This is a genomic window from Sphingomonas sp. MM-1, assembly GCF_000347675.2.
Taxonomy (GTDB): domain Bacteria; phylum Pseudomonadota; class Alphaproteobacteria; order Sphingomonadales; family Sphingomonadaceae; genus Sphingomonas_E; species Sphingomonas_E fennica.
This window is the reverse complement of sequence record NC_020562.1, coordinates 87,782-106,403: the sequence shown is the minus strand read 5'-3', so window position 1 is coordinate 106,403 and position 18,622 is coordinate 87,782. Positions and strand designations below refer to the sequence as shown.

Genomic DNA, 18,622 nt, shown 5'->3' with positions numbered 1-18,622 from the left:
TTCAGTCAAAAATCAGAAACGCAGCTTGCGGATACCCATCGCGTGCATGGCCAGCTTTTCGTAGAAAGGCTCGCTCTCGCCCTTGCGGATCTTGCGCAGGAAATATTTCTCGAAGCCGATCTTGGCCAAATGGACCCATTTGCCTTCCGACGCCCAGTTGACGTTGCGCGGTGGGAGCTGGGGTTGGGCGACGAAGGCTACGCCGCTATCGCCGAAATCGGCGAGGCAGACCGCGTTCCATGTCGCTTCGGCGGTCGGCGCCTTGCCTTCAAGGATCGACGCGAGATTGGCTGCGATCGCTGTAACCATGCTCTCGATCATGAAGCCGGTCTTGGGCACGCCCACGGGTACCGGGGTCGGGCCCGTGGGCGGGATCGCGACACACACACCGAGTGCGAAAATTTCCGGGAAGGCAGGATTGCGCTGGTGCTTGTCGACGATGATGAAGCCGCGCGGGTTGGTGAGGCCTTCGATGTCGCGGACAGCGGGAACGCCGCGAAAAGCGGGCAGCATCATCGAATAGGCAAAGGGTAGATCGTGCGTTTTCGTGACCGCGCCGTCCTCGCCCACTTCTTCCACATGCATCAGGCCTGGTTCGACCCTGGTCACGCGCGCATTGGTAATCCATTTGATATGGCGCTCGCGCATCTCGCTCTCGAGCAGCGACTTGGTGTCGCCAACGCCGTCGAGACCGAGATGGCCGATATAGGGCTCGGGCGTCACATAGATCATCGGCACCTTGTCGCGGATCTTGCGGCGGCGCAGTTCGGTGTCGAGGATCATCGTGAATTCGTAAGCCGGGCCGTAGCAGGACGCGCCCTGGACTGCGCCGACGATGATGGGACCGGGATTTTCCACGAAGGCGTCGAAGGCATCGGCCGCCTCGGCGGCATGGGCCGTCTGGCAGACCGAGACGGTATGGCCTTGCGGACCCAGGCCCTCGATCTCGTCGAATGCCAGATCGGGTCCAGTCGCAATTACAAGATAATCGTAATTGATTGATGTTCCGTCATTGAGTTCGAGTCGCTTTTCGCTCGCATGGACCCGCTTGGCGCCCACTGAGGTGAAGCCGATCTTCTTTTTCGCGAACACCGGGGGGAGATGGACCTGAATCGCTTCCGGCTCGCGCCAACGCACGGCGACCCACGGATTGGAAGGAATGAAGCTGTATGTATCAGTATCGGATACAGTCATCACTTCGGCGCGGCCCTTTACGGCGTCCTTGATCTCGTAGGAGGCGATGGTGCCTCCCAGTCCCGCACCCAACACAACGATCAACGGCTTGCCCATCTGCGATCCTTCCTGTCTCGACGCCGTTGACTAATATAATCATTACACGTTATATACAACCCACAAACTGAAAGGGGTTCTCATGTTCGGATTCAAGAAACGTGACGCGCACCGCGAGATCGGCCCCGCCGAGCTCGACGCCATGCTGAAGGACGGCAAGGCGCTGCTGATCGATGTGCGCGAAGTCGATGAGTTCAGGTCGGGGCATATTCCCGGCGCAATAAACCTGCCGCTGTCGGGCTTTTCACCTCGTAATATCCCTGATCCCGAGGGTCGGACCGTCGTGCTGCAATGCGCGGGCGGCAAGCGTTCGGGCAAGGCGCTCGACCAATGCGCGGCGGCGCAGAGCGTGATCGACACCCACCTCGCCGGCGGCATCGGCGCATGGAAGGATGCCGGAATGCCGGTGGTCGGCGGCTGAGAGCAGGTCAAAAGGGGTGAGCAGGATGAGCAAGTGGCTCTGGTTGGCGGGCGCTGCGCTGGCGTTATCGGGATGCGGAAGTCAGCCGGAGCGCGATTCTGCGGCGGCGACGCTGCCCGCCGGGGACAGCCTGCGGCTCACCGTGACCGAAATCCCCGCCATGAAGGCGGTCGGCGCGGAAATCGCCACGCGCGACCAGGCCGAAGTGCTCGCGCGCATTCCCGGCATCCTGACCTCCCTGTCGGTTACCGAGGGCGACATGGTGCAGAAGGGTCAGCGGATCGGCATGATCGTCGACTCGCGGACTGGCTATGAGACCAGCGCCTATGGCGCGCAGGTCGCCGCGGCAGAGGCCGAAGCCGCGCGCGCCAATGCGGACCTCGCGCGTATCCGCGATCTCTACAATAACGGCGTCTATGCGCAGGCACGGCTTGATCAGGCCGTGGCCGGCGCGCGCGCGGCCGACGCGCAGGTTGCCGCCGCCCGTGCCCAGCAGGGCGCGAGCGCAAGCGTTGCCGGGCAAGGCGCAGTGATCGCACCGGCAAGCGGGCGCGTGCTGCGGGCCGACATCCCGGCGGGCGCGCCGGTTGCGCCGGGCATGTCGATCGCGACCGTCACGGCTGGTCCCCCGGTCCTGCGCCTGATGTTGCCGGAATCGGTCGCAGGGCAGGTCCACCCCGGCGCGCGCGTGACAATCACAAGCGATGATATTTCCAACGGGTCCCGCGTGGGGCAGGTGACGCAAATCTATCCCGCGATCACCGGAGGCCAGGTTCGCGTTGACGCGACGCTGCCTGGCCTCACTACCCAATTCGTCGGCCGTCGCGTGAGCACATCGGTCGAGATCGGCACGCGCATGGCGCTGGTCGTGCCGCGCTCGTTCGTCACCACACGCTACGGCATGGATCAGATTCAGATCGTAAGCGTTGAAACAAGAGGTGGGGGCAAGCGCCTCAGCATGGTGCCGGTGCAGATCGCACCGACAGCCGATCCCGCCAAGGTCGAGATCCTGAGCGGTGTGTCCGCCGGCGACACGCTGTTCGCGCCCCGCACGCCCGCCAAGGTTACCGGCCAATGAACCTCGGCATTTCCGGTCGCCTCACCAAGGCCACCATTGCCTCGCCCCTGACGCCGCTGTTCCTGCTCGCGGCGATCGCCGTCGGCCTGCTGGCCCTCTTCGCGATTCCCCGCGAGGAGGAGCCACAGATCAGCGTGCCGATGGTGGATATTCAGGTCATGGCGCCCGGCCTTTCCGCCGCCGACGCGACCGAGCTGGTCGGCATCCCTCTCGAAACCATCGTCAAGAGCGTCGACGGCGTGGAGCACGTCTACACCCAGGCACAGGACAACGGGGTGATGGTGACGGCGCGCTTCCTCGTCGGGTCGAATCCCGAGGACGCCGCTATCCGTATCGAGGAAAAGCTGCGCGCCAATTGGGACAGGAAGCCGGTCGGCATTCCCGATCCCATGGTGACGGTGCGCGGCATCAACGATGTCCCCACGGTCGTCCTGACTCTCACACCCAAGCCAGGAGCGGCGGGCCAGTGGAACGATGCCAGCCTCTACGAGCTGGCCTCAAAGCTGCGCACCGAGATCGCCAAGGTCGATGATGTCGGCATCACCTTCCTCGTTGGCGGACGCCCCGAGGAAATCCGTATCGCGCCGGACCCCGCGAAGCTGCGCCAATATGGCGTGCCGCTGGGCAGCGTGATCGAGGCCGCAAGCCAGGCCAACCGCAGCTTCCCGCTGGGCAATATCCGCGAGGATGGAAAGGCCGTCGGCGTGACCGCGGGCCGCACCTTGTCTTCGGCACAGGAAGTGGGACTATTGACGGTCCGGTCGGGCACCGGGTCGCCCGTCTATCTTCGCGACGTCGCGGCCGTCACACAGGGGCCGCGCGAGGAACAGGCCCGCGCATGGCGCTGGGCAAAGTCGGACAATGGGGCGGAGAACGGCAAGTGGGATAGCGCGCCTGCCGTCAGCATCGCGTTCGCCAAGCGTGCCGGGGCCAATGCCGTGGTCGTCTCCGATGCCATTCTTGAGCGCGTGGAAAGCCTGAAAGGCAAGCTGATCCCCGATGACGTCACGGTCGCCGTGACGCGCAACTATGGCGAGACGGCGAACGAAAAGGCGAACGAGTTGCTGTTCCACCTCGCGCTGGCGACCGTCTCGATCGTCGTGCTGATCGGCTTCGCGATCGGTTGGCGCGAGGCCGGCGTGACCGCCGTGGTCATCCCGACGACGATCCTGCTGACCATGTTCGCGTCGAACCTCATGGGCTACACGATCAACCGCGTCAGCCTGTTCGCGCTGATCTTCTCCATCGGCATCCTCGTGGACGACGCGATCGTCATGATCGAGAACATCGCCCGCCATTGGGCCATGGATGATGAACGGACGCGCACGCAGGCCGCGATCGAGGCTGTGGCCGAGGTCGGCAATCCGACCGTCGTCGCCACGCTCACCGTGGTCGCCGCGCTGCTCCCCATGCTGTTCGTCTCCGGCCTGATGGGGCCGTATATGGCGCCGATCCCGGTCAACGCATCGGCGGCGATGATCTTTTCCTTCTTCGTCGCGGTCGTGATCGCGCCGTGGCTGATGATCCGCTTCGCGCGCAAGACGCTGGCGGCGGGGCATGGCCATGACGAAAGCGGCGGCAAGCTCGGCCAGCTCTATGCGCGCGTCGCGCATCGCGTGATCGACACGCGCAAGTCGGCCCGAAACTTCCTGATCGGGGTCGGCGTGGCAACGCTGGTCGCCTGCTCGATGTTCTACTTCAAGGCCGTCACCGTGAAGCTGCTGCCCTTCGACAACAAGTCGGAGGTCCAAGTCGTGGTCGACATGCCCGAAGGGACTGCCCTCGAAAATACGGGCCGCGTGCTGGAGGATGTAGCCGGTATCGTGCGCGGTCTGCCCGAAGCGACGTCGATGGAGGCCTATGTCGGCACATCGGCGCCGTTCAACTTCAACGGCCTCGTCCGCCATTATTTTCTGCGCTCGCAGCCCGAACAGGGCGACGTGATGGTGACGCTGCTGCCCAAGGGCGACCGCGACCGTTCCAGCCACGAAATCGCGCTCGATCTGCGTGAGCGACTGAAGGCGCTCACGCTGCCGGGCGGTGCGTCGCTCAAGGTTGTCGAGACGCCGCCGGGACCACCGGTGCTCGCGACACTGCTGGCCGAAGTCTATGGTCCGGATGCCGCAACCCGGCAGAAGACGGCTGTGGAGCTTGAGAAGATCTTCCGATCCGTCCCCTTCATCGTCGACGTCGACAACAGCTTCGGCGCGGCTCGGCCCAAGCTCCGCCTCGACCTGCAGCGCGACCGGCTTGATTATTATGGTCTGTCACAGCGGCAAGTCGCCGACGGCATCGGGATGCTGATGGGCAGCCAGACGGTTGGCTATGCGCCTCGCGGCGATGGCCGAACGCCACTCCCGATCACGATCGCACTTGAGCAGAAGGACCGGAGCTGGACGCAGGCCCTGTCGAGCACGCCCATCGGACAGACGCCGGGTGGCCAGCTCATCGACCTCGGCGCCGTGGTGGAAGCCCGCACCGAGACGGGCAGCCCGGCAATCTTCCGTCGCGACGGCCGCTATGCCGACATGGTGACGGCCGAGCTTGCCGGAGCCTATGAGGCGCCGATCTACGGCATGATCGAAGTCAATCGCGCGGTCGATGCCTATGACTGGGCCGCCAAGGGGCTGACGAAACCGGAAATCCTCCTCAACGGTCAGCCCGAGGATGAGAGCGTGTCGTCCGTGCTGTGGGACGGTGAATGGGAGATCACCTGGGTCACGTTCCGCGACATGGGCGGGGCCTTCATGGTGGCCCTGCTGGGGATCTATATTCTCGTCGTCGCGCAGTTCAGGAGCTTCCGCCTGCCGCTGGTCATCCTGACGCCGGTGCCGCTGACCCTCGTTGGTATCGTCATCGGGCACATGCTGTTCCGCGCGCCGTTCACGGCGACGTCGATGATCGGGTTCATCGCGCTGGCCGGGATCATCGTGCGCAATTCGATCCTGCTGGTCGATTTCATCAGGCATGCGGCTTCGCCCGACAAATCCCTGCGCGACGTGCTGCTGGAAGCCGGCACGATCCGGTTCAAGCCGATTGTCCTCACGGCGGCTGCGGCGATGATCGGCGCGGCGGTGATCTTGACCGATCCGATCTTCCAGGGCCTGGCGATTTCGTTGCTGTTCGGCCTTGCGTCCTCGACGCTGCTGACCGTGCTGGTTATTCCGGCCATTTACATTGTGCTCCGAGATGACGGGAAGCCTGCGACCAGATGATGCCCCTCGATACGCCTCTTGCTGCCCCCTTTGCCGAACTCGCCAGGCATGCCGCCCATGCAGCGAGCGTGTTGAAGCTGCTCGCCAATGAACAGCGCCTGCTGATCCTTTGCCGGCTGACCCAGGGTGAGTTCTCGGTGAACGCCATGGTGGAACTGTGCGGTCAGTCGCAGTCCAGCGTATCGCAACATCTCGGCAAGCTGCGCGAAGGTGGGCTGGTCAAGACCCGGCGCGAGGCCACGACCATCTACTACAGCCTGGCCGACGATGGCGTTCGCCAGTTGATCGACATGCTGTGCGATCGTTTCGGGCCATCCGGTGAAGGCTCCTGAACCCATGATCGCCCGCGCTTCCTTACCGTTTCTGGCCGTGCTGTTGCTCGGAGCCTGCGCGTCGGACAAGGCCGCCCCGGATCAGGGCATGATGGTCAGGGAAGGGCAGGCCCGTTCCGAGGTCCTGGCTGACCGCTTCCAGAAGGAGTTGCTGAGCGCCCTCACCACCGCGATGGCGACTGAAGGGCCGCAGGGGGCGATCGGCGTCTGTTCGAGCATCGCCCCGGCGCTCGCGGCGCAACTCTCGGAGGAAAGCGGTGCGAGCGTCAGGCGCACGGCGCTGCGCGCCCGCAATCGGGCAGCAAAGGCCGACGCAACCGAGCAGCGCGTCATGGAAGGCTGGGCGAACGCACCGCTGGGCGAGGACGGCAAGCCTCGGCGCTGGACGGCGCATGAAGGCGATCAATATCGCTATATGCGCGCCATCCCCACCATGCCGATGTGCCTTGCCTGTCATGGCGAGAATATCGCGCCCGAAGTGACGGCGGCGATCCGCGCGAATTATCCCGGGGATCAGGCGACGGGCTTTGCGCCGGGCCAGCTTCGCGGGGCCTTCTCGATTCGCTGGGATGAGGCGGCCTTGTCCCGCGCGATCCGGAAAGGAGAAACGGCCCAATGAGATCAGGCGCTCTTGTCCGCCTGCCGGCGCTTATCCTTGCCGGGCTTCCTGTGGCGGCCGCGGCCGAACCCACCGATCTTGTCATTCGCGTCATCAGCGAGGGTGGAAAGTTCGTTGGCACGTCGATGGGCGGAGCCGAGATCATCGTGCGGGATGTGCGCAGCGGAGAGGTGCTGGTGCACGGCCGCACGGCGGGATCGACCGGCGACACCGCCCGGATCATGAAAGGCGGCCCGCGCGGGACACCGCTTGCCGATGAAACAGCCGCCGCTTTCAGGACGACGATCGACATCGACGAACCGAGGCTGGTTGAGGTCGAAGCCTATGGCCCGCTCGCGCAGCCGCAGGCGGCGGTGCGCGTCACCTCGCAGCGATGGGTCTTGCCGGGGCGCGGCGCGACGCAGGGCGATGGCTGGTTGCTCGAGCTGCCGGGCCTCGTGGTTGATCTTGTCGAGCCGGCTGCGCACCAGCGCGGCACTGCAGGGGCCGCCATTCGGCTTGCGGCCAATGTCGCCTTGATGTGCGGTTGCCCGATCGAGCCCGGCGGTATCTGGGATGCGGCGCGCTACGATGTCAGGGCCAGCGCGAAGCGCGATGGTCAGCCCGCCGGCGAGGTCAGCCTGTCCTATGGCGGTCGCACCGGCTATTTCACCGGCACTTTGCCGGTCGACAAGGCCGGGGCGCATGTCATCACCGTGACGGCCGTCGATACAAAGACGGGTGCGACCGGCGTCGACGCCTCCAGCATCCTCATCCCCTGATCGCGCGGTCCGGCGTCAGCAACCGGCAGTCAGCGAGGAGCTATTTCACCCGCGCCCACGACCACCGCCGCGCTCGCGTTCGAGGCATCGCCTGAAGGCGGGTAGGTGACGTTCGCGCGAGGCGGCTTGCAGATTTTCCATCACCTGGCGCGCCGCCGGATCGTCGATCATCGGAATCAGCCGGTCATAAAGGGCGATGTTCTCGATCTCGCCCTGGACCGCGCTTTCGCAGGCCTGTGCGAGCGCGGCTGGCGCCGTCACTTTCCCGGCCCACGGGTTGGGCGGCACATCAATTCCCAATCGTGCGAGCTGGCGTTCGAGCGCCGCAGCGTGACGCTGTTCGGCCTCGATGATGTTGGAGAAGGGCCGGACCGGGCCGAACCTGTCGATCACCGCCGCATAGGTCGCCTCAGCCTTGCGCTCATCGTCGAGCGCATCGAGCAGGATCTTCGTCAGCTCTGCCGTGGCCATGGTCTTCTCCTTGATCAAAATTCTATTCCAGACCCCGTAATCCCGCGAGTAGGGCGGCACGCGAGATCTCGCCGACATGCAGCACGCGGATGACGCCCTTGCTATCAACGAACAGCGTGGCGGGGAGACCCGCAGATCCGATCGCCGCCGCCGCGTTCTGGTTTGGGTCCAGATGGACGTCTGTCGATCCAAGGTGCTTGCCGTCCAGCCATGCGCGCACCTTCGCCGCGTCCTCGCCCTGGTTGACAAGCAGGATCGGCACGGGCGAGCGCGCCGCTTCTGTAACCATCATCGGCATTTCACGCTGGCACGGCGGACACCACGTCGCCCAGAGATTGATGACAAACGGCTTGCCCATGCGATCGTCGAGGGAGCTTGTTCCGCCATCGAGCGACTGGAGAACGACGCCTTGCGGCAGAGGTCGCTGCGCCGAGGCAAGGAACAATGCGGTGGCAGCGAGGGCAGCCCCGGCGCAGCCCATGAACGCAAGTCCCAGAGGCGGCAGCGCCCGCGATCGTCGTAACGATATGACCAGCACGATCGCGGCGGACACAAGGCCGATCAGTGGCGAGAAACCTCCTTGCCAGACGTAGAGGATGCTCAGGGGTTCGACCGCGAAAGCGGGCCAGTTCTGTGCTACGAAGCCCAGGCGCGCCGCGACGAGGCCGACGAGCAGCGCGCGCCATGCGGCCTTATCGCTGTCCGGGCCATGGAAGACGATCCCAAGGACCGCGAACAGCCGCTCCAACGCAAGCGCCAGGGGACCGACGCTAATCACCAGATCGCCCTTCAGGCAGCCGGGTCATCATCGGGATCAGAGTGGAACTCATGCCACATGCCGTTGAGGATGCCGAAACTGACGGCGAGGCCGACACCCAGAACCCAACTGAAATACCACATCGAAGTCGTTCCTTTCAGTAGAAGTCGGGGTTGGTGTCGACGTCCCGCAGCGTGATGCGGCCGAACAGCACCTTGTAGACCCAGGCGGTATAGATGAGCACGATCGGCAGGAAGACGGCCGTCACCGCCAGCATGATGAACAGCGTCACATGGCTGGACGAGGCGTTCCACACGGTCAGGCTGGAGGCCGGGTCGATCGAGCTGGGCAGGATGAACGGGAACATCGACAGGCCCACGGTAGCGATGATGCCCACCGCCCCGATCGACGAGCCACCGAACGCCAGCGCCTCCCGGCCCTTGCGGATACCGATCCATGCCAGCAGCGGACCCGCGAAGCCGAGAATCGGCGCGACCAGCATCCACGGATGCGCGCCGTAATTGTCGAGCCAGGCTCCCGGCGCCGCGACGGTGCCGGACAGCAGCGGGTTGGAGGGGCCGAGCGGATCAGCGCCGTGCGTCAGGCGGAAGCCATAGCCCATGGTCGCAATCATCACGCCGCCGAGCGCGAACAGCAGGATCGACGCACCCGCCGCGATCTGGCCGAAGGTGCGGGCCCGATCGTGAACCGCGCCGCGTTCGATCTTGATCGCGAGCCAACTCGCGCCGTGCAGGACGATCATCGCGACCGAGAGCAGCCCTGCGACCAGCGAGAAAGGATGGAACAGGCCGAGCAGGCTCCCCTCATAGAAGGAGCGCAGGTCGCTATCGAGCCGGAAGGGGATGCCGGTCAGCACGTTGCCGACCGCGACACCGAATACCAGCGCTGGCACGAAGCCGCCGATGAACAGCGCCCAATCCCAGCGGCTCCGCCATGCCGCGTCGGGCTTCTTCGAGCGATATTTGAAGCCCACGGGCCGCAGGATGAGTGCGGCGAGAACGAGGAACATCGCGAGGTAGAAGCCCGAGAAGCTGACCGCATAGACGAACGGCCAGGCCGCGAAGATCGCGCCGCCGCCGAGGATGAACCAGACCTGGTTCCCCTCCCACGTCGCGCCGATCGAGTTGATGACGAGGCGGCGTTCGGCATCGGTCTTCGCGACGAAGGGCAGCAGCGCGGCGGTGCCGAGGTCGAAGCCGTCGGTCAGGGTGAAGCCGATCAGGAGGACACCCATCAGGAGCCACCAGATCAGCCGGAGCGTTTCATAGTCGATGGGAGGTGCCATGACCTGTTCTCCTTATTCGGCAGGAATGGGCGCGTAGCCGTTGGGGCTCGCCGGCGTCGGCGCGGTCGCGCGATGCTCGTCAGGCCCCTTGCGGATCGCCGCCAGCATGAGTCGCACTTCGATGACCGCAAGAGCGCCGTAGAGTAATGTGAAACCGATGATCGTTGTCCAGAGTTGCCCGACGGTCAGGCTCGATGCGGCAAGGAATGTCGGCAAGACCCCTTCGATCGCCCAGGGCTGGCGGCCGACCTCAGCGAGAATCCAGCCAAATTCGATCGCGATCCACGGCAAGGGAATGATCCAGACCGCAGCGCGCAGGAAGGTGCGGCAAAAGCGGTTGTCGCAACCGAAGCGCCGCACCGATGCCATCCAGAACGCCGCGCCGAAGAAGGCGATGAAGAAGAAGCCGAGGCCCGCCATCACGCGGAAAACCCAGAACATGACCGGCACGTTGGGCACGGTCGACCATGCGGCCTTCTCGATCTGCTCGGGTGTCGCAGCCCGCGGATCGGCGACGAAACGCTTAAGAAGCAGGGCGTAACCGAGATCGGCCTTGCTCCGCTCGAATTGCTCGCGCGCGGCCAGGTCGTTCTGGTTGAGCTTCAGCCGTTCCACCGCATCATAGGCCTTGATGCCATGTTCGATACGGTCCTGCGCCTTGGCCACCAGTTCGAAGATACCGGAAACTTCGCCCGTCAGGCTGCGGGTCGAGATGAGGCCGAGCACATAGGGGATCTTGACCTCGAAATAGGTCTCGCGGTCCGCGACGCTCGGAAAGCCAATGACGGCGATGCCTGCAGGTGCCGGCTCAGTGTGCCACATGGCTTCGAGCGAGGCGAGTTTCATCTTCTGGTTATCGGTAAGCGCGTAACCACTTTCGTCACCCAGCACGACGACCGACAGCGAGGAAGCAAGGCCGAAAGCGGCCGCCACGGTGAAGCTGCGTTTCGCCACCGCCGTCCACTTGCCCTTGAGCAGATACCAGGCCGAGACGCCGAGCACGAAGACCGAGGCGCAGACATAGCCCGCGCTCACTGTATGCACGAATTTCGCCTGCGCGATCGGGTTGAACAGAACCGCCATGAAGTCGGAGACTTCCATGCGCATCGTCGCGGGATTGAAGCGCGATCCGACCGGGTTCTGCATCCAGCCATTGGCGACCAGAATCCACAGCGCCGAGAGGTTGGAGCCGAGCGCGACCATGAAGGTGGTCAGCAGATGCCCGACCCTGGACAATTTGTCCCATCCGAAAAACATGAGACCCACGAAGGTCGCTTCGAGGAAGAAGGCCATCAACCCTTCGATGGCGAGCGGCGCCCCGAAGATGTCGCCGACATAGTGCGAATAGTAGGACCAGTTGGTGCCGAACTGGAATTCCATGGTGATCCCGGTAGCGACGCCGAGCACAAAGTTGATGCCGAACAGCTTGCCCCAGAAGCGCGTGACGGTCCGCCATATCTCCCGGCCCGTCATCACATAGATGCTCTCCATGATGACCAGTATGAAGGAGAGGCCAAGGGTCAACGGAACGAAGAGAAAGTGGTAGAGTGCTGTCAGCGCGAATTGCAGCCGGGAGAGTTCGATCACGGCCATGTCCATGGCAAGACTCCTTGCATTCCGGCCCGGCTTTGCATGGTCGCCATGAGTCGGTTGAAAAGATTATGGTTAGCCATTACGCGTAAGCGAGTATATGAGCAACCAAATTGATCGACCGGGCGCGGCGCTTTTCTGGACCGCGGATAGCGGCGCGGCCATTCTCATGGCTGCCGCGCTCGCTGCTGGTGTCGTGGCAGCCGCGCGGGGCGCTCCTGGAAATCTGCTGCTCGCCGTGGGGGGACTGATTGCCGCTGCCTTGCTTCGCGCCGCGATACAGATCGGTGCGACCGACGCCGGCGAAGCCGCGGCCATGGCCGCCAAGGCGAACTGGCGAAAGCGCGTCTATCCCTGCATCCTCGTCGCGGCGCCGGGCGATCGCCGGATGCTGGGCGAAACGGTCGCCGATGCCGTCGACCGCATCGAGGACCTGGGCGGTTTCCATGCCCGCTTCCAGCCACTCCGCCGCGCAGCGGTCCTCTCTCCCCTCGTCATCGCGGTTGCCGCCACCTTCGCAAGCTGGGTCGCCGGTGCGATCATGCTGGCGACGCTCGTGCCTTTTGCCTTGGGCATGGCGCTCGCGGGCACGGCGGCCGCCCGTGCCGCCGCGCGCCAGCTTGACGCGCTCAGCCGCCTGTCGGGCCTGTTCGTCGACCGGGTGCGGGCCTTGCCGGTCATCGTCGGCTTCGGCGCGCAGGATCGCATTGGGGGGCACCTTGCCGACGCTACCCGTGAGGTCGCGGTGCGAACGATCGACGTGCTGAAGGTCGCGTTCGTATCGAGCGCGATCATCGAATTCTTCGCGGCGCTGTCGGTGGCGCTGGTCGCGCTCTATTGCGGCTTCAATCTGCTCGGCATCCTGCCTTTCCCGGCCCCTGAGAAGCTGACCCTGGGCCAAGCCCTTTTCGTTCTCATTCTCGCGCCCGAATTCTATCTCCCCATGCGCCGGCTTGCTGCGGCCTATCACGACAAGCAGGTTGGAGAGGCGGCCGTCGAACGCCTGGAAGCCATCGCGCCCGCTGCTCCATCGCGATCGCGGCACCCGCTCGAAGGTCCGCCCGCGCTACGCTTCAACGACGTGGTCATCGACTATGGCGAGACGGCGATTGGTCCGTTCACGCTGGACGTAGCCGCAGGCACCAGTTTCGCGCTGCGCGGGGCCACCGGAAGCGGAAAATCGAGCCTGCTTCATGCGCTGCTGGGACTGGCGCCGATCGGCAGGGGACGGATTCTGATCGACGAGCGAGACGCGGCCGACGTCGAGCTTCCCGGCCATATAGGCTGGGCGGGGCAATCGGTCGCGTTCATCCCCGGAACGCTCGCCGACAATATCCGCCTTGCACGCCCGGAGGCTGGTGACGCCGAGGTTGAAGCAGCCGCACGTTCTGCCGGCCTTGGACCGATGATCGCGGCGCGCGGGGAAGGCTTGGGGCTACCGCTCGACCATCGCGGTTCGGGCCTGTCGGGCGGCGAACGCCGCCGCGTTGGCATTGCGCGCGTGCTGCTGAAGGACGCGCCGCTCTGGCTGCTCGATGAGCCGACGGCGGATCTCGATGCAAGGTCAGCGGCTGACATCGCCCGGATATTGGCGTCGGCCGCGAAGGGGCGCACAGTCTTCATGGTGACGCACAGTACCGAGCTGGCTGCGATTGCCGACAACGAAATGATGCTGGCATGAGCCGCGCAGACATGGACCGGCTGCTGCGCGAAGCCATCGGCCCTGAACGCCGCGCTTTCCGTATCGCGGGGGCGCTCGCTGCTGCCGCGACGATCGCTGCGGTCCTTCTGCTGGGCCTGTCGGGATGGTTCATCACCGGTGCGGCGCTCGCCGGCCTTGGCGGTGTGCTGGCCGCGCAGGGCTTCAACTATCTCCTGCCGAGCGCGATGATCCGGCTGCTCGCGATCATAAGGACGACGGCGCGCTATGGGGAGCGGCTCTATGGTCATCGCGCGGCCTTGATGGCGCTCGCGATAGTCCGCGCGCGCCTGTTCGACCGCATCCTGTCGGTTCGCGACGTGCGGGCCGTATCGGCGGGCGATACCGTGACCCGGCTCGTTCAGGACATCGGTGCGCTCGAAGACAGCCTGGTTCGCAAGCCGGCGCTCCCCGCCGCCCTTGCCGGTGCGGTGATCGGCCTTGCCCTTGTAGGGCTCGCAAGCCCTTGGGCCAGCCTTGCCTTGCTGGTGCTCCTCGCTGGCCTCGCCGCGTGGGCGCACCTGGCGGCTCCCCGAATGCTCGCGATCGCCGCGACCGACAACGCGGTGGCGCTGGCGCGACTGAAGGCGAGCATGATCGACTATACGTCGGCTTCGCCTGAAATCCTGGCCTATGATCTGGCCCCCGCGATCGAGCGAAGCCTGGCGATCGAGACGGCCGAACTGGACAGCGCGCGTCGCCGTTTCGCACGCGGGGAAGCGATCATCGACGCGGGGCTAACCCTTGGCGGGGGTCTCGCGATGGGTGCTGTCCTCGCGATCTCCAACGCTCCCTTGCCCATGACGGTGCTGGCCGTGCTGGCGGCCGCGGGTGCGATCGAGGCCATGTCCGGCTATGTGCGCGGTGTATCGCGGGGCGCGCTCGTCATGGCCGCCTTCGCGCGTTTGGACGACATGGCGGGCCGACATCCGATGCCTGCCCTGGCAGGAATCTCGTTTGGGCCGGTCGGGCGGACCATCGCTCTGGATCGCGATGGCGTGCATGTCCGGCTCGAGGCTGGCGAGCGCTTGGGGATTGCGGGGCAATCCGGCAGCGGCAAGACCAGCCTTCTCGAAACGCTCGCCGGGATTCGGCCTGCTGATTCCGATTGCGGCATTCGCCTCGACGGCCAGCCCCTTTGCGCGCTGCCGCCCGAAGCGGTGCGGGCGGCGTTCGCGCTATCGCCGCAGGATGCCCAGCTCTTGTCGGGAACGGTTCGCGACAATCTGCGTGTGGCGCGCCCCGGCCTCAGCGACGATCAGCTTTGGGCGGCGTTGGAAGTGGCCTGCCTCGCGATCGACGTGCGCGCGATGCCGCATGGGCTGGATCACTGGGTCGGCGATGGCGGCGCGCGTTTGTCGGGCGGGCAATGCAAGCGGCTGTCGATCGCCCGCGCCGTTCTCGCAGGCAAGCCCTGGCTGTTGCTCGATGAGCCGAGCGAAGGGCTCGATATTGTGACGGAAACGCGGCTTGCACGCCGGCTCGACACCTGGCTGCGTGAGACGGGAACCGGCCTTGTCGTCGTGAGCCACAGGCGGGCATTGCTGGCGCTTGGAGGCGAAGGCCGCATCATCGAACTTCGCGCGTGACGACGCGGGCGTGCTTATCATCGAAGCGTCGTCAAAGGCGCGATCACAAGATCCTGGCGAAGGTCGCGGCCGATCCCCGTGCGCGCGCATGCGTGTTCCTGGTTCCAGGTGGCGTTGCTTGAGACGAAATGCCCGACAGAGCGCAGAGCAGCGTCGCGGTGCTTTTCAGGGTCTCCGGCGCCAGGCTGTAGAAGACGAGCTTGGCTTCGCGGCGCGTCTGCACCAGCTCGGCCTTGCGCAGGATGCCAAGCTGCTGCGACAGCCCCGGTTGGCCGATGCCGGTCATGGCTTCGAGTTCACCGACCGATTTCTCGCCATTCTCGAGCAGCGTCCGCATGAGCTTCAGCCGCACCTCATGCGCGAGCGCCTTGAGAATGTCGGTGATCGCATCGAGTTCGGTGTCGGTGAAGGTCGTCACTTGCCTGCCTCTTTGTGCTTGTCGGGCCGTGTCCGGTGGAACCAGCAGGCGTCGCCTGCCGCATCGAGCGCGGAGTCTTGATCCTGATAGGGTGGAAGCAGCACGTCATCGCCGGGGCGCCAGCCTTCGGGCGTGACCACATTGTCGCTGTCGACCCTTTGCAGCGCGGCGACGACGCGCAGCAGCTCCTCCACTGATCGGCCGATAGTGGCCGGGTAGCAGAGCTTGGCGCGGATGATGCCGTCGGGGTCGATGAAGAAGGTCGCGCGCAGCGTGGCGGAGTCAGGCGCATCGTCCGCGATCATCCCGTAAGCGTGGCCGATGACCATCGAGGGATCTTCGACGATCGGAAAACCGACCGTGACACCGAAATGCTCATGGATCGCCCGTATCCATCCGAGGTGCGAATAGAGGCTGTCGACCGAGATCGCGACCAGAGCGCAATTCAGCGCCTTGAACCGCTCTCCGGCGCGTGAGAGCGCGACGAATTCACTGGTGCAGACCGGCGTGAAGTCCGCGGGATGCGAGAACAGCAACACCCATCGGCCACGATAATCTGACAGGCTCATTTCGCCCATGGTCGTGCGCGCCTGGAAATTGGGTGCGGCATCGCCGATCTGGACCGGCGAACACACGCCACTCTCATTTGCGCTGGGATTCAAATTTCCTACTCCTGAAGGGAGGCGAGTCTTGAACCGGCTTTTTTACACGGTTACATCATGCGGGTAAACGATTAAGCAGTGCTTGCGGTTTCACAGGAGGGCCATCCGCATGTCTGATTCCCAGCTGGTGGTTTGCCCGGTTTGCGCGAGCATCAACCGGGTTCCCGGTGCGAAGATCGGTGCTGCGCCCAATTGTGGACGATGCTCGATGCCGTTGTTCCAGGGCCAGCCTGTCGATGTCGATCAGGCGGCATTCGACCGTCACATCGGGCGCGGAAGCCTGCCTGTGCTCGTCGATTTCTGGGCGAGTTGGTGCGGGCCGTGCCGCGCCATGGCGCCGGCGTTCAAGGCCGCTGCCGCCGATCTGGAGCCGCATGTCCGGTTGCTGAAGGTCGACACCGAGGCCGAGCAGGGCATAGCCGGGCGTTACCGCATCCAGTCGATCCCGACGCTGATACTCTTCAAGGGCGGCCGAGAGGTCGCGCGGCAGGCCGGCGCTATGGACCGCGGGCGACTCGTCGCATGGGTCAGGCAGACTCTTGCCAGCGCCTGATTCGGGTCTCTATCACCCCTACACTTAGCCTAAATGATGCTTTGTGGCGTTTGTACGCCCGCTCTGGCGCGCCGCGAATCCGGCCTTAGCCGCCAAATTTGGAAAAGATTGAAAAATCCGGTCAGAGGTATTAAGTTTATCGTGTTTTCACGATTAAATGAATTATGTATTCAATGTCTGTCAGATACTCAGGTACAGGAGACGATAAAATGACAGATCAGGCCACCCCCTCCATGCCCCGGATCAACGAACCGGCGCCCGCCTTCAAGGCCAAAACCACCCACGGCGAACGCTCGCTCGACGATTACAAGGGCAAGTGGCTCGTCCTCTTTTCCCACCCCGCGGACTTCACCCCGGTCTGTACGACCGAGTTCATGGGCTTCGCCAAGGCGGCGGACCGTTTCAAGGCGCTCAACTGCGAACTGCTGGGCCTCTCCATCGACTCCGTGCATTCGCACATCGCCTGGATGCGCAGTATCGAGGAGAAGTTCGGGGTCGAGATCCCGTTTCCGATCATCGACGACCTGTCGATGATCGTCGCGAAGGCCTTCGGCATGATCCATCCCGGCGCCTCGGACACCTCGGCGGTTCGGGCCACTTTCATCATCGATCCCGAGGGCATCATCCGCGCGATGGTCTACTACCCGATGTCGAACGGCCGTTCGGTCGATGAATTCGTCCGCCTGCTCACCGCGCTTCAGACGTCCGATGCCAACAAGATCGCGACGCCTGAAAACTGGCAGCCCGGTGAGCCGGTGATCGTGCCACCGCCTGCCACGGCTGAAGCCGCCAAGGCCCGCAAGGACGAGGGCTACGATTACACCGACTGGTACTTCAGCAAGAAGGCACTCTGAGCCGGTCGGGCCGGCTCCGCGCAGCACCTCTCCCCCTGAGCGCGGAGCCGGCACACCCGGTTATCGAATGAAAGGACAAGACCATGGCCGACCCGCAAATCCGTGAAGCCACCCGCATCGTCGAGGCCGCGAGCAATGCGCGGCCCGCGGTCATTCGCAGTTTCTTCGACGAGGACACGTTCACCGTGACCCACGTCATCTCCGATCCCGCGACCGCCAGGGCCGCGATCATCGACAGCGTGCTCGACTTCGACCCGGCATCGGGGCGCACTTCCTTCGCGTCGGCCGACAAGGTGATCGACTATATCCAGAGCGAAGGCCTGGAGGTCGAATGGCTGCTCGAAACGCACGCCCATGCGGACCATCTCTCGGCCGCGCCCTATCTGCAGGAAAAGCTGGGTGGGACGCTGGCGATCGGTCGCCATATCCTCACGGTGCAGGAGGTGTTCGGCAAGATCTTCAATGAGGGCACGCGCTTCGCCCGCGACGGCTCGCAGTTCGACCGCCTGTTCGATGACGGCGACCGCTTCCAGGTCGGGTCGATCGAGGCGATCGCGCTGCATGTTCCGGGCCACACACCAGCCGACATGGCCTATGTGATCGGCGACGCGGCCTTCATCGGCGACACGCTGTTCATGCCTGACTATGGCACCGCGCGCGCCGATTTTCCCGGCGGTGATGCGCGCACCCTCTATCGGTCCATCCGGCGCCTGCTCTCGCTGCCCGATCAGACGGGCGTGTATCTCTGCCACGATTACAAGGCCCCTGGGCGCGACACTTATGCCTGGGAGACGTCGGTGGGCGAGGAGCGCGAACATAACGTCCATGTGCGCGACGGGGTGAGCGAGGACCAGTTTGTCGCCATGCGCGAGGCGCGCGACGCGACGCTCGACATGCCCCGGCTGATCCTGCCGTCGATTCAGGTCAACATGCGCGGCGGCCATATGCCGGAGCCGGAGAGCAACGGCACCAGCTATCTGAAGCTCCCGGTTAACACGCTGTAAGGC

The 18,622-nt window shown here is 64.7% G+C and carries 19 protein-coding genes; 11 read left to right on the top strand and 8 right to left on the bottom strand.

The features are described from left to right. Nucleotides 1–12: 12 nt before the first annotated feature. Nucleotides 13–1,290 (bottom strand): NAD(P)/FAD-dependent oxidoreductase, encoded by a 1,278-nt coding sequence (locus G432_RS21000; RefSeq protein ID WP_015460569.1) that lies wholly within the window; start codon nt 1,288–1,290, stop codon nt 13–15. 82 nt (nt 1,291–1,372) lie between these two features. Between G432_RS21000 and G432_RS20995 the strand changes: the two genes are divergently transcribed. From G432_RS20995 to G432_RS20970, 6 genes are read left to right on the top strand one after another with little or no spacing between them, the layout of a single operon-like run. Beyond that, the gene (locus tag G432_RS20995; protein WP_015460568.1) at nt 1,373–1,711 is read left to right on the top strand and encodes a rhodanese-like domain-containing protein; all 339 of its coding nucleotides are present in this window, start codon (nt 1,373–1,375) and stop codon (nt 1,709–1,711) included. A gap of 25 nt (nt 1,712–1,736) precedes the next feature. Then, a complete protein-coding gene (locus G432_RS20990; protein ID WP_015460567.1) occupies nt 1,737–2,789 on the top strand; it encodes an efflux RND transporter periplasmic adaptor subunit in 1,053 nt (350 codons plus the stop codon). Continuing rightward, entirely contained in the window at nt 2,786–6,004 is a 3,219-nt protein-coding gene (locus G432_RS20985) for an efflux RND transporter permease subunit (RefSeq protein WP_015460566.1), read from the top strand. The genes G432_RS20990 and G432_RS20985 overlap by 4 nt, the downstream gene beginning before the upstream one ends. Then, the gene (locus G432_RS20980) at nt 6,001–6,336 is read left to right on the top strand and encodes an ArsR/SmtB family transcription factor (protein WP_015460565.1); all 336 of its coding nucleotides are present in this window, start codon (nt 6,001–6,003) and stop codon (nt 6,334–6,336) included. The genes G432_RS20985 and G432_RS20980 overlap by 4 nt, the downstream gene beginning before the upstream one ends. Before the next feature lie 4 nt (nt 6,337–6,340). Continuing rightward, a complete protein-coding gene (locus G432_RS20975) occupies nt 6,341–6,955 on the top strand; it encodes a Tll0287-like domain-containing protein (protein ID WP_015460564.1) in 615 nt (204 codons plus the stop codon). A 50-nt stretch (nt 6,956–7,005) separates the two neighbouring features. Continuing rightward, nucleotides 7,006–7,716, top strand: a complete 711-nt coding sequence (locus G432_RS20970; protein ID WP_236626950.1) for a hypothetical protein — start codon at nt 7,006–7,008, stop codon at nt 7,714–7,716. Nucleotides 7,717–7,761: 45 nt separating this feature from the next. On the opposite strand, the gene G432_RS20965 is transcribed toward G432_RS20970, so the two are convergent. The 5 genes from G432_RS20965 to G432_RS20950 are packed head-to-tail and all read right to left on the bottom strand — an operon-like array spanning nt 7,762 to nt 11,849. After that, entirely contained in the window at nt 7,762–8,187 is a 426-nt protein-coding gene (locus G432_RS20965; RefSeq protein WP_015460562.1) for a ferritin-like domain-containing protein, read from the bottom strand. A gap of 22 nt (nt 8,188–8,209) precedes the next feature. Continuing rightward, on the bottom strand, nt 8,210–8,935 hold the full coding sequence (locus G432_RS20960) for a TlpA disulfide reductase family protein (RefSeq protein WP_236626949.1): 726 nt from the start codon (nt 8,933–8,935) through the stop codon (nt 8,210–8,212). 41 nt (nt 8,936–8,976) lie between these two features. Then, nucleotides 8,977–9,087, bottom strand: coding sequence for a cytochrome bd-I oxidase subunit CydX (cydX, locus tag G432_RS22890; RefSeq protein WP_015460560.1), 111 nt, complete (start codon nt 9,085–9,087; stop codon nt 8,977–8,979). Between the two features lie 14 nt (nt 9,088–9,101). After that, the gene (gene cydB, locus G432_RS20955; RefSeq protein WP_015460559.1) at nt 9,102–10,250 is read right to left on the bottom strand and encodes a cytochrome d ubiquinol oxidase subunit II; all 1,149 of its coding nucleotides are present in this window, start codon (nt 10,248–10,250) and stop codon (nt 9,102–9,104) included. A 12-nt stretch (nt 10,251–10,262) separates the two neighbouring features. Continuing rightward, nucleotides 10,263–11,849 carry a cytochrome ubiquinol oxidase subunit I gene (locus G432_RS20950; RefSeq protein ID WP_015460558.1) on the bottom strand — a complete coding sequence of 529 codons (1,587 nt, stop codon included), beginning with the start codon at nt 11,847–11,849 and terminating at the stop codon, nt 10,263–10,265. Nucleotides 11,850–12,009: 160 nt separating this feature from the next. On the opposite strand from G432_RS20950, the gene cydD reads away from it, so the two are divergent. Further along, nucleotides 12,010–13,521, top strand: a complete 1,512-nt coding sequence (cydD, locus tag G432_RS20945; RefSeq protein WP_236626948.1) for a thiol reductant ABC exporter subunit CydD — start codon at nt 12,010–12,012, stop codon at nt 13,519–13,521. After that, nucleotides 13,518–15,128 carry an amino acid ABC transporter ATP-binding/permease protein gene (locus G432_RS20940; protein ID WP_015460556.1) on the top strand — a complete coding sequence of 537 codons (1,611 nt, stop codon included), beginning with the start codon at nt 13,518–13,520 and terminating at the stop codon, nt 15,126–15,128. Before cydD ends, G432_RS20940 begins: the two co-directional genes overlap by 4 nt. A gap of 43 nt (nt 15,129–15,171) precedes the next feature. On the opposite strand, the gene G432_RS20935 is transcribed toward G432_RS20940, so the two are convergent. Further along, nucleotides 15,172–15,546: an ArsR/SmtB family transcription factor gene (locus tag G432_RS20935; protein ID WP_015460555.1), complete on the bottom strand. Its 375-nt coding sequence runs from the start codon at nt 15,544–15,546 to the stop codon at nt 15,172–15,174. Beyond that, on the bottom strand, nt 15,543–16,208 hold the full coding sequence (locus G432_RS20930; protein WP_041865632.1) for a peroxiredoxin: 666 nt from the start codon (nt 16,206–16,208) through the stop codon (nt 15,543–15,545). The genes G432_RS20935 and G432_RS20930 overlap by 4 nt, the downstream gene beginning before the upstream one ends. A gap of 109 nt (nt 16,209–16,317) precedes the next feature. Here G432_RS20930 and trxC point away from each other — a divergent pair, with 109 nt between their 5' ends. From trxC to G432_RS20915, 3 genes are all read left to right on the top strand, one after another. Continuing rightward, a complete protein-coding gene (trxC, locus tag G432_RS20925) occupies nt 16,318–16,761 on the top strand; it encodes a thioredoxin TrxC (RefSeq protein WP_041865631.1) in 444 nt (147 codons plus the stop codon). Nucleotides 16,762–16,970: 209 nt separating this feature from the next. Continuing rightward, the gene (locus tag G432_RS20920) at nt 16,971–17,615 is read left to right on the top strand and encodes a peroxiredoxin (RefSeq protein WP_015460552.1); all 645 of its coding nucleotides are present in this window, start codon (nt 16,971–16,973) and stop codon (nt 17,613–17,615) included. An 83-nt stretch (nt 17,616–17,698) separates the two neighbouring features. Next, nucleotides 17,699–18,619: an MBL fold metallo-hydrolase gene (locus G432_RS20915; protein WP_015460551.1), complete on the top strand. Its 921-nt coding sequence runs from the start codon at nt 17,699–17,701 to the stop codon at nt 18,617–18,619. Nucleotides 18,620–18,622: the final 3 nt, after the last annotated feature.

What these genes read in the sequence shown, in the direction of transcription:
- G432_RS20980 (WP_015460565.1), top strand. Translation starts at nt 6,001, where the DNA reads ATGATGCCCCTCGATACGCCTCTTGCTGCCCCCTTTGCCGAACTCGCC.
- G432_RS20950 (WP_015460558.1), bottom strand. Translation starts at nt 11,849, where the DNA reads ATGGACATGGCCGTGATCGAACTCTCCCGGCTGCAATTCGCGCTGACA.
- G432_RS20985 (WP_015460566.1), top strand. Translation starts at nt 2,786, where the DNA reads ATGAACCTCGGCATTTCCGGTCGCCTCACCAAGGCCACCATTGCCTCG.
- G432_RS20940 (WP_015460556.1), top strand. Translation starts at nt 13,518, where the DNA reads ATGAGCCGCGCAGACATGGACCGGCTGCTGCGCGAAGCCATCGGCCCT.
- cydD (WP_236626948.1), top strand. Translation starts at nt 12,010, where the DNA reads ATGGCTGCCGCGCTCGCTGCTGGTGTCGTGGCAGCCGCGCGGGGCGCT.
- G432_RS20920 (WP_015460552.1), top strand. Translation starts at nt 16,971, where the DNA reads ATGACAGATCAGGCCACCCCCTCCATGCCCCGGATCAACGAACCGGCG.
- cydX (WP_015460560.1), bottom strand. Translation starts at nt 9,087, where the DNA reads ATGTGGTATTTCAGTTGGGTTCTGGGTGTCGGCCTCGCCGTCAGTTTC.
- trxC (WP_041865631.1), top strand. Translation starts at nt 16,318, where the DNA reads ATGTCTGATTCCCAGCTGGTGGTTTGCCCGGTTTGCGCGAGCATCAAC.
- G432_RS20990 (WP_015460567.1), top strand. Translation starts at nt 1,737, where the DNA reads ATGAGCAAGTGGCTCTGGTTGGCGGGCGCTGCGCTGGCGTTATCGGGA.
- cydB (WP_015460559.1), bottom strand. Translation starts at nt 10,250, where the DNA reads ATGGCACCTCCCATCGACTATGAAACGCTCCGGCTGATCTGGTGGCTC.
- G432_RS21000 (WP_015460569.1), bottom strand. Translation starts at nt 1,290, where the DNA reads ATGGGCAAGCCGTTGATCGTTGTGTTGGGTGCGGGACTGGGAGGCACC.
- G432_RS20995 (WP_015460568.1), top strand. Translation starts at nt 1,373, where the DNA reads ATGTTCGGATTCAAGAAACGTGACGCGCACCGCGAGATCGGCCCCGCC.
- G432_RS20975 (WP_015460564.1), top strand. Translation starts at nt 6,341, where the DNA reads ATGATCGCCCGCGCTTCCTTACCGTTTCTGGCCGTGCTGTTGCTCGGA.
- G432_RS20915 (WP_015460551.1), top strand. Translation starts at nt 17,699, where the DNA reads ATGGCCGACCCGCAAATCCGTGAAGCCACCCGCATCGTCGAGGCCGCG.
- G432_RS20965 (WP_015460562.1), bottom strand. Translation starts at nt 8,187, where the DNA reads ATGGCCACGGCAGAGCTGACGAAGATCCTGCTCGATGCGCTCGACGAT.